The organism is Actinoplanes sp. NPDC051859 (genome assembly GCF_044452725.1).
Classification (GTDB): Bacteria; Actinomycetota; Actinomycetes; order Mycobacteriales; family Micromonosporaceae; genus Actinoplanes.
Map to the genome: position 1 here is coordinate 261,165 of NZ_JBITBX010000005.1, position 14,548 is coordinate 275,712.

The window sequence follows — 14,548 nt, forward strand, 5'->3', positions numbered from 1 at the left end:
TTCGGATCCGGGCGGTGAAAGGTTCAATCCCGCTTACCGATCCGGACGATCGGGTACGGCAGCATCGATACGATCCGGGCACGCGCCCGCCCAAGGAGGCCCTCGATGACAGTGCACCCCCGCGCCGGCACCCCCGCCGACTCCCGCGACACCATCGACGTACCCCGGGTGATCTCGCGCTACTACACCGAGCACCCGGATCCGGAGGTCGTGGGGGAGCGGGTCGCGTTCGGCACCTCCGGGCACCGCGGCTCCAGCCTGCGGGCGGCCTTCAACGAGGACCACATCGTGGCTACCAGCCAGGCCATCGTCGAATACCGCAAGGCGCAGGGCACGGACGGCCCGCTGTTTCTGGGCCGTGACACCCATGCGCTGAGCGAGCCCGCGCTGATCTCCGCCCTCGAGGTCTTCGCCGCCAATGACGTCATCGTGCTGATCGACAGCCGGGACGGCTACACCCCGACGCCCGCGCTGTCGCACGCGATCCTCACCCACAACCGCGGGCGGACGGACGGGCTCGCCGACGGTGTGGTGGTCACCCCGTCGCACAACCCGCCGGACGACGGCGGCTTCAAGTACAACCCGCCGCACGGTGGCCCGGCCGACACCGATGCCACCAGGTGGATCCAGGACCGCGCCAACGTGCTGATCGCCGGCGGACTCAAAGAGGTCCGCCGCATGCCGGCCGCGCGCGCCCGGACGTCGGCGCTGGTGTCCGGCTATGACTACCTTTCCGCGTACGTCGACGATCTCGGCTCGGTCATCGACATGGCGGCCATCCGCGCTGCGGGCGTACGGATCGGCGCCGACCCCCTCGGCGGTGCGAGCGTCGCCTACTGGGGCGAGATCGGCGCCCGGTACGGCCTCGACCTGACCGTGGTCAACCCCGACGTCGACCCGACCTTCCGGTTCATGACGCTGGACTGGGACGGCAAGATCCGGATGGACTGCTCGTCGCGGTACGCGATGGCCTCGCTGATCGCGCAGAAGGACAAGTTCCAGCTCGCCACCGGCAACGATGCGGACGCCGACCGGCATGGCATCGTCACCCCGGACGGCGGCCTGATGAACCCCAACCACTACCTCGCCGTCGCGATCTCCTACTTGTTCCAGGTGCGCACGGACTGGCCGTCGGCTGCCGCGATCGGCAAGACCCTGGTCTCGTCGTCGATGATCGACCGGGTGGCGGCCGACCTGGGACGCAAGCTCGACGAGGTGCCGGTGGGCTTCAAGTGGTTCGTGCCCGGCCTGCTCGACGGCTCGGTCGGCTTCGGCGGCGAGGAAAGCGCGGGAGCGTCCTTCCTGCGCCGCGACGGCAGCCCGTGGAGCACCGACAAGGACGGCATTCTGCTCGACCTGCTCGCCGCCGAGATCCTCGCGAGCACCGGGCGGACGCCCAGCCAGCACTATGCGGACCTGACGGAGAAGTTCGGCGCGCCCGCGTACGCGAGGATTGACGCCGCCGCGACCCGCGACGAGAAAGCGGTTCTCGCCAAGCTTTCCCCAGCCCAGGTTTCCGCCCGTGAGTTGGCCGGGGAGCCGATCACCGCCGTGCTGACCACGGCGCCGGGCAACGACGCGCCGATCGGTGGCCTCAAGGTGACCACGGAGTCCGGCTGGTTCGCCGCGCGTCCCTCCGGCACCGAGGACGTCTACAAGATCTACGCCGAGTCGTTCCGCGGCCCGGAAGCCCTCGCCCGCATCCAGGAGGAGGCTCGGGCCGTGGTTTCTGCCGCACTGCGGGGCTGATGCCGGATCTCCCGGTTCGGGCTCGGAGCAGGGCGAACCTCCCTACGCTGACGTCTGACTCGACGGGGAGGGCGTCATGGAGAAACGAAACATTTCGGCGCGGTGCGGCGGTCTGGGACTACTAGTGGTCGGCATGGTCGCCGCCACCACGATGGTGCCGACCGTCGCCGCAGCGGGGCCGCTCAACACGCGCAACGCCGTGGTGATCGCCGGTGACGGCAACTACTCCACCGTTCCCGGGCCTGCGCTGAGTTCCGGTTTCTACTACGCGAGCCAGATCGCCGCTGACAACGCGGGCAACGTCTTCGTCTCCGCCGGCTACGAGTACGTCGTCGACAAGATCGACGCCGATGGCAACCTGACGGTGCTGGCCGGTCAGATCGGCAACTCCGGCCAGCCGACCGACGGCGCGCTCGCCACGTCGACCGAGCTGTCGTCGCCCGAGTCGATCACGACCGACCAGGCGGGCAACGTCTACATCGCCGACTACGGTGCCCGCCGAATCCTCAAGGTCGACACCGCGGGCGTGCTGCACTTCGTGGTGGGCAGCGGCAGCTCCCAGAGTTGGACGCCGATCGTCTCCGGGGGTGCGGCATTGAGCACCGCCATCGAGCCCCTCGAAGTGGCCGTCGGCGCGGACGGCGCGATCTACGGTGCCACCAGCGAGCAGGTATTCAAGGTCGTCAACGGCACGCTCACCGTCATCGCGGGCTCCGGTGCCAACGGCGCCCCCACGGTGGGTGACGCGATGACAAGCACCTTCGCCAACATCAAATCTCTCGCCGTGGACGCCGCCGGCAACGTCTACATCGGCGACTCGAACGCTGTGCTCCTGCTCGACCAGAACGCCAGCACCCTGTCCCTGGTGGCGGGCACCATCGGTGCGGGCGGCACGCCGGCGAACGGCCTCGCCTCCGCATCGTCGCTGGGTGATGTCCAGCAGATGGCCGTCGACACCGCGGGCGACCTCTACCTGGCGGATGACGGCGCCCGGCGCGCCATGAAGATCACCGACCCGACGTCGGGCACCGGCCAGTTGCTCATCTTCGCCGGCACGGGCGCCTACTCGTCGACCATCACGACCGGCGTGGCCACCTCGCTGGCCTTCGGCGAGATCACCGGGATCGCGGTGCGTGGCACCTCCAACATCTACTTCTCCTCGGAGAGCTGGAACGCCGTCCTGAGCCTCGTGCCCGACGTGCCGGACGCACCCGTCAACCTGACCGCGGTGCCCGGCCCCGGGTATGCCGCCCTGCAGTTCCGGGCACCTGTCGACGACGGCGGTGCTGCGATCACCGGATACGAGTTCAGCACCAACGGCGGCAGCACCTGGACCGCGCTGAACTACTCCGGTGGCCCGGTGTACGACGCGTCGGTAGCCCTGACCGCCGGCAGCCAGTACAGCGTGCAGGTCCGCGCCCGCAACAGCGCCGGACCCGGCGCGTCGTCGACCAGCGCGCCGGTCACGCCGAACGCCCCGCCGGTGGTCACACCGACGCCTACCCCGACCACTCCGGCGCCGTCCACACCAGCGCCGACCACCCCGCCGCCGACGACCGCGCCGCCCACCACGACGCCGCCGACGACGCCGCCGGACGAGCCGCAGTTGCTGCCGCCAGACGCTCCGATCGAGCTGACCGGCACCGGAAGCGACGACTCCCTCGCGTTGAGCTTCGGGCGGCCGAACGACAACGGATCACCGATCACGCGTTATGAGGCGGCCTGGACCGGGTCGGACGGCTGGCAGACCTTGCCGACCCGGGGCGGGGTGACCCGCTCGGCCACCCTGACCGACCTGCTCGGCGGGCGCCCCTATCGGGTGCTGGTCCGAGCCGTCAACGCCGCGGGCGCCGGCCCGGCCAGCGAGGCCGTGACCATCGAGACCCGCACGTGGTTCGCGGACCCGGTGCCCGTGAGCGCCCGCGCGGCTGAAGTGGCCGTACCCGCCCGGCCCGAGAGCTACAAGGGGAAGCGCGCGTTCACGAAAGCGCGGTACCGCGCCTACAACAACCAGCTGACCTACCCCATCACCCGGCTCGCCGGTCGCCCGCTGGCGCCCCGACAGGCCGGCGTGCTCTCCGGCAACGGCCTGTTCGAGTTCGACTCGGCCGTGCTCACCGCCGAAGGCCGGCGCCAGGTGCGCCTGCTCGTCCCCGCGTTGGCCCAGGCTTCGGCGATCCGGTGCGAGGGCTACACCGACTACGGCGCGGACCTCAGCCACGAGTACGCCCTGTCCCGGGCCCGCTCCCGCACGGTCTGTGCCGCCCTGCGCGCCGCCGGCGCCGATGTCACCTACACCACCCGCGGGTACGGCCCGCAGCGACCGGTCGTCGTCGGCGGCTCCCGGGAGAGCCGCGCCGAGAACCGTCGGGTGATCGTGCTCGTCCTGCGCTGAGCGTCTAGGGGCGCGCCTGGGGCCGGACCAGGCCGAGGTCGTAGGCGACGATCGTCGCCTGCACCCGGTCGCGAACGCCGAGCTTGGCCAGCAGAGCGTTGACGTGCGCCTTCACCGTGCCCGTAGTGATGCCCAGCGCAGCGCCGATCTCGGCGTTCGACAGGCCGCGGGCGATGCTGACCAGCACCTCGCGTTCCCGGGGGGTCAGCCCGGTCACCCGCTGGTCCTCCGTCGTCGCGGGCACCACCGTGCCGCCGGCAAAGGCGTCGATCAAACGGCGGGTCACGGCGGGGCTCAGCATCGCCTCGCCGCTTGCCACCACCCGGATGGCCGCCAACAGGTCGGCCGGCTCGGTGTCCTTCAGCACGAACCCGGAGGCGCCCGCCTTCAGTGCCTCGTAGACGTACGCGTCCTGGTGGAAGGTGGTGAGCACCAGCACCCGGGGCGGCTCCGGCGCGGCGGTGAGCAGGCTGGTGGCGGTCAGCCCGTCCATGCCCGGCATGCGGATGTCCATCAGGACGACGTCGGGGCGTACCCGGGCGGCGACCTCCAGGGCCGCCGTGCCGTCGCCGGCCTCACCGGCGATCTCCATGTCGGGCTCGGCGTCGACGATGGCCGCGATTCCGGCGCGGACCATGAGCTGGTCGTCGACGACCATCACGCGCGTTGCGATGACGCCACCTCTTCCTCGTCGGGGGCCGCGCCCACCACGGGCGGACCGGCCGGGAGCCGAATTTCCGGGTCGCCGGCGGAGGTCGTGCCCAGCGAACCGCCGACCGCCGTCAGCCGGGCCTGCAGGCCGGCCGCGACCTCGCCCCCGGGGTCGGCTGGCATCGGTGTGACGGCGATCCGCACGCCGTCGCCGGACAGATCCACGCTGACGCTCACCGGGCCGGTGTCCCCGGCCAGCAGCAACTCGATCACGCGGTAGGCGGACAGGTCCACGTCCGGGCTCAGCGTACGGTCCGCGCCGGTGATCTCGACCGCCACCTCCCGGCCGTTGGCCCGCCAGCGTTCGACCAGGGCGGGCACCGATGCGATGGTCGGCTGCGGCGCGCGAGCGCCGGCAGCGGACTCGCCGGCAGGCACCTCCCGCAGGTCGTTGAGCAGGCCCCGCATGCCGTCGAGAGCGGCCCGCGCCGAGTTCAGCACCTCGTCCAGATCGCCGCGGTCGGCGGCGTCGGCGACCCGCTCGGTGTCCCGCAGCACCGCGGCGCGCAGCCCGGCGGCGACCCTCGCCCGTTCGGCGTGTGCCTCGGCGTGCGCCCAGGCGGTGGCGACGGCCACCGCGTGATGCTGCCGGGCTCGTTCCCGGTCCCGGCGGCGGCGCAGCACGAACCCGCTCAACCAGGAGGCGAGCAGCAGCGGGCACAGCGTGACCGCGCAGGTCGCCGACGTGAGGATCAGCAGGGATCCCGCCGAGTCCTCGGCCATGTCCTGCGGCGGGTCGACGAGGATGAGGACCGCGAAGGCCGGGCAGGAGTTGAACACGACGGCGACCATCGACAGCCAGGTCAGCACCGAGTCCCGGCCGTAGCGGGCGACCGCGTGCACCGCCAGGATCTCCACGCCCAACCCGGTGAGCCCGATCGCCCCGAACTCCAGCGGCACCACGCCGAAGCCGACCAGCGCCGGCCAGGCCCAGGTGGTGACGCAGACGACTGCCAGCACGATCCACGGCCGGTCGCGCCGCCACACCAGGGGCACCGCGTGCGCGACCAGCGTCAGTGCCGACGGCGCCAGCCAGCCCATGCCGTGGCCCGGCTCGCTGAGCACCAGCAGCAGGGTGAGGGTCGGGACGATCAGGGCCAGCAGGAGCACCGTCGCGTCCATGATCCGCTCGGCGTCCGGGCGCCGGGAGCCGGCGTGCGGGCCGGGCAGCTGGGGCAGGATCGCGCGTACCCGCCAGCCTCGATCGTCGCGTGGTCCGGCTTCGAAGGTGCCGCCGAGGGCCTCGGCGCGCTCGCGCATCCCGGTCATGCCGCGGCCCGATCCGAGCCGGCTCGCTGCCGACTTCTTGTCGCTGGCCGCGGGGCCGTCGTCGGTCACGGTCAGCTGGACCCCGTCCGGCGCCTCGTCGAGCGCGACGGCCACCGTGCTGCCCGGGGCGTAGCGCAGCGTATTGGTCAAAGCCTCCCGCGCGATCCCGTACGCGGCCTCGGCGGCTGCCGGGGCCGGCGTCGCCGCTGAGGTCACCGTGACCCGCTGGCCGAGCCGGCGAAAACCTTCGGCCAGCTCTTCCAGGCGCGGGGTGGCGATCGGCCGCTCGTCGGGGCGTTGCAGGAGCGCGACGAGGCGCTGGAGGGCGGCCAACGTGTCCCGCCCGGTCCGTGCGGCGAAGTCGCGGGCCTCGGCCACCAGCTCGGGTCGGGTGGCGCCGATCCGTTGCGCCGCGGACGCGATCACCACGATCGACGTCAGGTGATGCGCGGTCACATCGTGCAGTTCGCGGGCCAGCCGGTGCCGTTCGGTGTCCGCGGCGCGCAGCCGACGGTCCTCAGCGTCGGCCAGCTCGGCGGCTGCCCGGTCCTGGTCGGCGCGCCGCCGGTGCCGGGCCCGGCCGAGCGCGATGACCGTCACGTAGAAGACCGTCACCACGGAGCAGGTCAAGGGAAAGTCGGCGCCGAGGTCGCCGCGGAATTTCAGGGTGACGCTGGCCCAGCTGATGATGCCCAGGCCGGTCAGGAGCGCGGTGTGCTGCGTCCGTCGGAGCGCCACGTTGTAGAGGGCGACAACCTCCATGTTCCCGGCCAACGAGTCTGGCGGCAGCGTCCAGTTACCAAGGGTGAGTGCCGCCACGACGACGGCGGTGGCCGCGAGCGGGGCGGTCCGCCGCCACACCAGCGCGACCGTCGTCACGGCGGTGACTGCCAGCACGGTGGCGGTCTCCGCGGCGGAGCCCGGTTCATAGCCCTGCAAAGGGCGCCCGAACCACCCCATCAGCTGCAAGAGGGCGAGGGCGGCGGGTACGAGCCAAACCGGGATGCGTTCCATGACGCCTGTGACCCTATGTAACCCGCGCACCCACCCGCATCGGCCCGGAGTGCGATGGCGATCTCTATCGGAGGTTCAGGTTGCACGACGGGTGCGATGAAAGCTCAGCTTCGCGCCCCCGGAGCCGACTTGTCCTTCGCACGAAATCAGGCCACGGCGAGTAGGAACCGGACTTCAGCATGACGTCACCAGCCACACGGTTGGGCACCGGAAACGCGCGGATGCAGGTCCGCCCGGGTCCGCTGCCGCTCGTGGCCGCCGCCGCAACGGTGGCTGCGGTGCTGGTGTGGCTGCTGGTGCGCGACCCGCACGGCTCGATCCGGCCCGGCTTCGCCGCCGGTCCGATCGCCATGGCCGCGGCGTTCTTCGCTTGCCACCGGATCGGCCGCGCAGTCGTCGTCGCCCGCCCGGTTCGCGCCTTCTGGCGGCTCTACTCGCACTCCGCGATCTGCGTCGGGATCGGTGCGGCGGTCAGCTTCGGGCTGTCGAACAACCGGCCCGGAATTTCGCCGTACGTCGCTGTGCCGTTGCTGCTGGGCGTGGCGCTGCTGATGCTGGCGTTCATGCAGTTGCCGCGGCAGAAGCGGTCGGCTCTGCGCTGGGCGCAACTCATGCTGGACGGCGCGACCGTCGCCGTCGCGGGTGCGCTCTTCTTCTGGTACGTCGTCCTTCAGCTCGCCCCGCCCGGACTCGGCGCCTTCACCCAGTACGGCGCCGCGATCGTCGGTGTTGGTGGCCTCGTCGCGCTGGTGGTGATCGGCCGCGCCGCGATGAGCCCGGCCAGCGTCGTCGATCCGATGGCGTTGCGCATCCTCGCTGTGCCGCCGTTTACCGGCGTGGTGGTGTCAGTGCTGCTGATCGTGGGCGGTGAGACCGGCCGGCTCTGGCTATCGGTGCTGTCCGTGCCGGCGATCGGTGCGGCAATGGCGCTGGCGGCGTACCGGCAGCAGGTGGTGTTGGCTCGGCCCGGCGGTGCACCGACCGGCCCGCCCCGGCGCAGCTTCACGAACGTGCTGCCGATCGCGGCGGTGGTCGCGACGACCGCTCTGGTGATCACCATGTCGGCGCGGCAGTTGAATTCCGGCCAGCGGGTGGTCATCGTCGGCGCGGTCCTGATCGCCGCCTTCGTGGTCGCCCGGCAGCTGCTGGGCCGGCGTGCCGGCGACCTGATCCTGGAGGGCGTCCGCCGCCAGCAGGCCGAGCTCGAACACCTGGCGATGCACGACTCGCTGACGGGTCTCGCCAACCGGGCCCGCTTCCAGGCGGCGCTCGCCGAGCGGCTGACGGCGCACCGGGACGCCAGCGTCCTGATGATCGACATCGACGACTTCAAGACTGTCAACGACACCATGGGCCACGCGACCGGCGACCAGCTGCTCTGCGAGGTCGCGCAGCGGCTGCGGCAGGGCAGCGCGGAGACCCACCTGCCGGCGCGGCTGGGTGCGGACGAATTTGCCGTCCTGCTGGACACCGAGGACCCCGAAGCGGCCGAGGAGATCGCGGCCGGGGTGCTGGCCGCACTGACCGTGCCGTTCCGGGTGGGTGAGCACCAGCTGCTCGCACACGCCAGCATCGGTGTGGCCCTGGCTGGTCAAGGTGACAGCGCCGAGGAGGTGCTGCGCAACGCTGACATCGCCCTGCACGAGGCCAAGGCCGCAGGCAAAGCGTCGTGGGCCCGCTTCGAACCGCGGATGCGCCAGGAAGTGGTCAACCTGGCCCGGCTCGGCAGCGAGCTGCACAACGCGATCATCCGGCACGAGCTGTACCTGATGTACCAGCCCGTCTTCGACATCGTCACCGGGCGGATGGCCGGTGCCGAGGCCCTGGTCCGGTGGAACCACCCCACCCGCGGCAACGTTCCGCCGAGCGAGTTCGTGCCGGTCGCCGAGCGCTCCGGCCTGATCCTGCCGCTCGGGGGCTGGGTGCTGCGGGAGGCGTGCCGCCAGCTTGCCGCCTGGCAGGCCGCACACGGCACCGCGGCGATCAGCTCGATCAACGTCAACGTGGCCGCCCGGCAGTTGCGCGACCCGGGATTCGTCGACGAGGTCGCCGCGGTGCTGGGGGAGACCGGCCTACTGCCGGCGAACCTCGTGCTGGAAGTGACCGAGTCGTCCGTGCTCGACGGCCGTCAGGTCCGCGGCACCCTGGAAGCGCTGCACGCCCTCGGCGTCAAACTCGCCCTCGACGACTTCGGTACCGGCCAGTCGAGCCTCAGCCTGCTCCGGGCGTTCCCGGTGGATGTGCTCAAACTCGACAAGTCCTTCGTGGACGGCATCTGCGACGGCGAAGACCGCGGCCGGCTCGCCGTGGCGGCAGCCGTCGCGCAGCTCGCCGACAACCTCGACCTGTACGCCGTTGCCGAGGGCATCGAGAGCGCCGACCAGCTGGACCGGCTGCGGCAGATGGGCTACCGCCTGGGCCAGGGATACCACATGGCGAAGCCGTTACCGCCGGGCGAGATGGCGGCCCTGATGCTCGGGACCGCCACCACGTCCGTCACGGTCTGAGGCCTAGGCGGAGACCTCGTTGCGGTCCGCGCCCCACATGGTGTGGAACGCGCCGTCCTTGTCGACCCGGTGGTACGTGTGCGCACCGAAGAAGTCGCGCTGTCCCTGAATCAACGCCGCGGGAAGCCGCTGCGCCCGCAGACCGTCGTAGTAGGCCAGCGCGGAGGCGAAGCCCGGCGCGGGAATGCCCTGCTCCGCGGCGAGCGCCACGACCCGGCGCCACGCGGCCTGGGCGCCACTGACCGCATCCAGGAAATAGTCGTCCACCAGCAGCGTCTGCAGGCCGGCCTGCTTGTCGTACGCCTGCTTGATGTGGTCGAGGAACTTGGCCCGGATGATGCAGCCGTCCCGCCAGATCTTGGCCATCGCGCCGGGGTCGATGTCCCAGCCGTATTCGGTGCTGGCGGCCTGGATCTGCTGGAAGCCCTGCGCGTACGCGACAATCTTGGACGCGAAGAGCGCTTGTTCCACATCGGCCTGCAGGTCCGACCCGCCCGCACCGGTGCTGGCCGTCGGGCCGGGCAGCTTGCCCGCCGCGGCCTTGCGGACGTCCGCACCGCCGGAGAGGGCGCGGGCGAAGACAGCCTCGGCGATGCCGCTGACCGGTACGCCCAGGTCCAGTGCGGACTGGACGGTCCAGCGGCCCGTGCCCTTCTGCTCCGCCTGGTCCACGACGACATCGACGAAGGGCTTGCCGGTCTCGGCGTCGACCTGCTTGAGCACTTCGGCGGTGATCTCGATCAGGTACGAGCCCAGCCGGCCGGAATTCCAGTCGCCGAACACGTCCGCGATCTGCGCCGGCGTGTGCCCGCCTGCCTGCCGGAGCAGGTCGTACGCCTCGGCGATGAGCTGCATGTCGGCGTACTCGATGCCGTTGTGCACCATCTTCACGAAGTGGCCGGCGCCGTCCGGGCCGACGTGGACGCAGCAGGGCTCGCCGTCGACCTTGGCGGCAATGTCCTCCAGCAGCGGGCCGAGCGACTCGTAGGATTCCTTCGAGCCGCCGGGCATGATGCTGGGACCGTGCAGCGCGCCCTCCTCGCCGCCGGACACCCCGGCGCCGACGAAGTGCAAGCCCTGCTCCTTGAGCGCGGCTTCCCGCCGGCGGGTGTCCGCGAAATGCGCGTTGCCGGCGTCGATGATCATGTCGCCCGGCTCCAGGAGCGGCGCGAACTCTTCGATCACCGCGTCGGTCGGTGTGCCGGCCTTCACCATGATCACCACGCGGCGCGGCCGCTCCAGGCTCGCCACGAAGTCCTCGGCGCGCTCCGCGGGCAGGAACGTGCCCTCGTGGCCGAACTCCTCGACGAGGTCCTTGGTCCGCCCGTAGCTGCGGTTGTGCACGGCGACCCGGTGCCCGTGGCGGGCAAAGTTTCGGGCCAGGTTGCGGCCCATCACCGCCAGGCCGGTTACCCCGATTTGGGCCTTTTCCGTCATGAACGTCCTTCCTCCACGCGAGAGGCGGGCTGACTCCCCGTCCGTCGCAAGCCGTTGCGCTTATTGTTACGGATTCACCACGACCAGGGTTCGACCAGTCGCGAGGAAGCCTCATTCTGCGGTCGGGCACGGCTCGCAGCCTGGCAGGAAACGGACGCGCCGCGGCGACGCCACCGCGCAGGGAGATCGGCAGCGACGGTACGCTCGGCGCGTGAAGCGCGGCGAGATCTGGACCATCGGCAGCAGCCGCACCGACCTGCGCTACCGGGTCCTCGTGCTCTCCTCCGACAGCTACAACGAGCGGACCAACGCCTCGCCGTTCTGCGCGCCGATCGTGCGGCAGCGCGGCGTCACCGAGCTCCCGCCGTACGCGGTGGCGCTCACTGAGCAGGATCCCATCACCGGCGTCGTCGTGATCAACCGGATGCGCCGGCTGCCCGACTCGGTCGGGGTCGAGCGCATCGGCATGATCACCGGCGCCAGCATGGCCCGCCTGACCGACGCGATGCGTGAGTTCTTCGAGCTCTGATCAGCCGCCCACGGTAGCCCGTCCGGGTGATCCCGGTGTGATCGCGCCGCTGGTGGGATGTGGGTGGGGTTGTTCGGGGGATGACGCTCCGGCGCGCCCTGGCGTATCCAAGAGGGACATGCGGAGGTCGGCGGTGCCGGCGTAGGGGGAGGGGGCAGTGACCCGAATGGGTGGTCGGCAGGCGTACCTCGAGGCGATGGAGAGCTTGCGTACGGCCGCGCACCGGCCCTCCGGCGACGCCGCTCGCGCTGTTGTCGACCGGGCGGTGGGGCTGCTCGCCGGGCGTACCCGCTGCCTCCTTGCCGACGCTCACCGCCACCTGCTGCGGATGAGCGACGAGCAGCGCCGCGATCTGGTCGAGGTCGCCGCGGGTGTGATCAGCCTGCTCGACGTGCCCGAGCAGACCACCGAGTTGGTCCCGGATCCCGGGCCGCTGTGGCTCGATCCGGCGGCGGTCCCCGGCGCGCCACCGGTCGGTGGCCCCGACGCCTGGCCGCACACGGTCCAAGCGGTCCTCGATGCGATTCCCGGCCAGCACGCGCTGCTGATTCCGCTCCGCGACGCGAACGGCCGCCTCGCCGACCTGGAGTTTGCGGCCGTCAGCCCCGAAGCGGTCAGCGCCGACGGTCGGCACGGCCGCAGCCTGACCGGTACCCGGATGGGTGAGCTGTTCCCCCAGACTTTGGTCAGCGAGCGCTGGCTGCGCTACGAACGGATCCTCGACACCGGCGAACCCGCGGAGATCGGCCCCTTCGACCACCCCGGCGGCCGCTACACCGTGCGCGCGCACCGGCTCGGCCCCGGTCTGCTGGTGACCTGGGAACGCCACGACCACCATCCCGCAGCGGGGGAGCGCATCGCCGCCACCGAGCGGCTGGGCAATCTCGGCTGGGGGGAATGGGACCTGATCAGCGGCGAAGTGCGGTGGTCCGCGCAGCTCTACCGCATTTACGAGCGTGATCCCGCGCTCGGGCCGCTGCCCCGTGCGGAGTCCGAGGCCCTGGCCGTTGCCGAGGACCTCCCGCTGCGCCTGGCCGCGGCCGAGGCGTTCCATCGCGGTGAGCAGGTCGACGTGACCACCCGGATTCTTCTCCACGGCCGGATCAAATATCTGCGGTCGGTCGTCGACGCGGTCCGTGACGCCAGTGGTGCACCACTGCGCATCTTCGGCATCGTCCAGGACGTCACCGCCCGCGAGGCCAGCGACCAGCGCCTCGCCGAAGTCGAATCCCAGCTCGCTGAGCAGCGCCGTTCCCTCGACGCCGAACACCAGTTGGCCGCGCGGCTCCAGCAGATCATCCTGCCCATCCCGGATGGCCCGATGGCGCTGCCCGGCCTCAAGGTGGCGGTTCGCTACCTTCCCGCCGAACAGGAGGGCATGGTCGGCGGCGACTGGTACCACGCGGCTGCCCTGCGCGACGGCTCTGTGCTGCTCGCCGTCGGTGATGTCGCCGGTCACGGCACCCAGGCCGCCACCACCATGGCCCAGCTGCGGCACTCCCTGCGGGCGCTCGCCGTGACCACCAACGACCCGAGTGTGCTGCTCGGCCATCTCAACCGGCTCACCTGCGACCTCGACGCGGAAACGCCGGAGACCGCGGCCACCGCCATCGTTGCCCGTTTCGATCCGGTCCGGCGCCGCCTGACCTGGGCGCAGGCGGGCCACCCGCCACCCCTGCTGTCCCGCGGTGGCCGCACCGCACCGCTGCCGCGCCCGGCCGGCCCCATGCTCGGCGTGGTCGAGGACGCGGCGTACGAATGCGCCACTCTCGACCTGCACATCGGTGACGTGCTGCTCTGCTACACCGACGGCCTGGTGGAGCACCGCAGTCGTGGCCTCGACGACGGCCTGGAGGCGGTCATCCGTACGGTCGACGCGGCGGTCGCGGCCTCGCCCCGCCAGCCGCTCGCCGAGCTGCTCAGCCGGCTGCGTCGCGCTAACCCGGACGATGACACCTGCATCCTTGCCGTGCGACCGATCACCGGCGAGACGCAGGATCTGCGGCACTTCCTGCGGAGCCGCTGACGTCGGAGCAGCCGTTCGGCAGTTCGAGCAGGTGTTGCAGGCGGGTGGAGACGTCGGGCAACGACCAGTGCAGCGCCACCTCCAGCGGGGTGTCGGCGAGCAGGTGCTCGACCAGGCGCCACCCGAGCCAGTACCCGCACCGGCCGGGCAGCTCACCGACGCGATCGCTGGCACCGCTGAACCAGCGGGTCGACACGTCGCTGCGGCGTAGTTCGGCGAGCGCCCGGTGTCGCAACACGGGTTCCGCCCGCGCGCAGCGGTCGATCCAACCGTCCTGGCCCGCCTCGAACCACAGCTGACCGCTGGCGTCGATCTCGGGGAGCAGCCGGGCCGTCAGGTGCACGGCCAGCCCCTCCCGGAAGAGGTCGGCGTCGACGCGGTCCTCGGGCCAATCCCGGGCCGCTCGGCGGAGGTGTTCAGCGTGGAGCAGCTCGTGCAGTGCCAACGCCACGTCGTAGCCGGGTTCCGGCAGCTTGTCGACTGCTATGAACAGCGTCGGCACGCCGCTGACGGCCGTGGCCCACCCGTTTGCCCGGCCCAGCCCCACGAGCACCACCGCGTCGACCGCGCCGGCGTCCGGCAGGACCTGCCGCAACAGGACGGCGGCCCGCTGGACGGCCTCGTGGGCACGCCGCCCTCGGCTGACAAGGTCGGCGCGCCGCTGCACGAGGTCCGGCAACTGCCGGGCGGCATCGGCCGGGTCCAGCCAGGGTGCGATCGCGCGATGCAGCTCCGCATGCGGCTCGACGACCTGCGCACGCCACCGGCCGACCAGGTCGTCGCCGGCGGGTGCGGCGGCGAATGCGGCGAACGGGGTCACGAGGTCGCGAATCATCACGGTCGCATCGTCGCAGATGCTCTCCACAGCGGACAGTGCGCGCGTTGGTGGACTTGATAGCGTTCCCACGGCA

At 71.5% G+C, this 14,548-nt stretch carries 9 protein-coding genes; 5 read left to right on the plus strand and 4 right to left on the minus strand.

Translation table 11 applies throughout. The features are described 5' to 3' along the window. Positions 1–105: 105 nt before the first annotated feature. Entirely contained in the window at positions 106–1,749 is a 1,644-nt protein-coding gene (gene pgm, locus ACIA1L_RS15175; RefSeq protein WP_396073292.1) for a phosphoglucomutase (alpha-D-glucose-1,6-bisphosphate-dependent), read from the plus strand. Between the two features lie 76 nt (positions 1,750–1,825). Continuing rightward, a complete protein-coding gene (locus ACIA1L_RS15180) occupies positions 1,826–4,144 on the plus strand; it encodes a fibronectin type III domain-containing protein (protein ID WP_396073293.1) in 2,319 nt (772 codons plus the stop codon). A gap of 4 nt (positions 4,145–4,148) precedes the next feature. Here ACIA1L_RS15180 and ACIA1L_RS15185 read toward each other — a convergent pair whose 3' ends face one another. Beyond that, positions 4,149–4,802: a response regulator gene (locus ACIA1L_RS15185; RefSeq protein WP_396073620.1), complete on the minus strand. Its 654-nt coding sequence runs from the start codon at positions 4,800–4,802 to the stop codon at positions 4,149–4,151. Beyond that, a complete protein-coding gene (locus ACIA1L_RS15190) occupies positions 4,802–7,138 on the minus strand; it encodes a histidine kinase (protein ID WP_396073294.1) in 2,337 nt (778 codons plus the stop codon). Before ACIA1L_RS15190 ends, ACIA1L_RS15185 begins: the two co-directional genes overlap by 1 nt. 179 nt (positions 7,139–7,317) lie before the next feature. Here ACIA1L_RS15190 and ACIA1L_RS15195 point away from each other — a divergent pair, with 179 nt between their 5' ends. Beyond that, entirely contained in the window at positions 7,318–9,645 is a 2,328-nt protein-coding gene (locus ACIA1L_RS15195) for a putative bifunctional diguanylate cyclase/phosphodiesterase (RefSeq protein ID WP_396073295.1), read from the plus strand. 3 nt (positions 9,646–9,648) lie between these two features. On the opposite strand, the gene gndA is transcribed toward ACIA1L_RS15195, so the two are convergent. Then, positions 9,649–11,082 (minus strand): NADP-dependent phosphogluconate dehydrogenase, encoded by a 1,434-nt coding sequence (gene gndA, locus ACIA1L_RS15200; RefSeq protein WP_396073296.1) that lies wholly within the window; start codon positions 11,080–11,082, stop codon positions 9,649–9,651. Between the two features lie 211 nt (positions 11,083–11,293). Between gndA and ACIA1L_RS15205 the strand changes: the two genes are divergently transcribed. Next, positions 11,294–11,611 carry a type II toxin-antitoxin system PemK/MazF family toxin gene (locus ACIA1L_RS15205; RefSeq protein WP_396073297.1) on the plus strand — a complete coding sequence of 106 codons (318 nt, stop codon included), beginning with the start codon at positions 11,294–11,296 and terminating at the stop codon, positions 11,609–11,611. Positions 11,612–11,777: 166 nt separating this feature from the next. After that, positions 11,778–13,637 carry a SpoIIE family protein phosphatase gene (locus ACIA1L_RS15210; protein WP_396073621.1) on the plus strand — a complete coding sequence of 620 codons (1,860 nt, stop codon included), beginning with the start codon at positions 11,778–11,780 and terminating at the stop codon, positions 13,635–13,637. On the opposite strand, the gene ACIA1L_RS15215 is transcribed toward ACIA1L_RS15210, so the two are convergent. Continuing rightward, positions 13,591–14,475: a hypothetical protein gene (locus tag ACIA1L_RS15215; RefSeq protein WP_396073298.1), complete on the minus strand. Its 885-nt coding sequence runs from the start codon at positions 14,473–14,475 to the stop codon at positions 13,591–13,593. The genes ACIA1L_RS15210 and ACIA1L_RS15215 overlap by 47 nt on opposite strands. Positions 14,476–14,548: the final 73 nt, after the last annotated feature.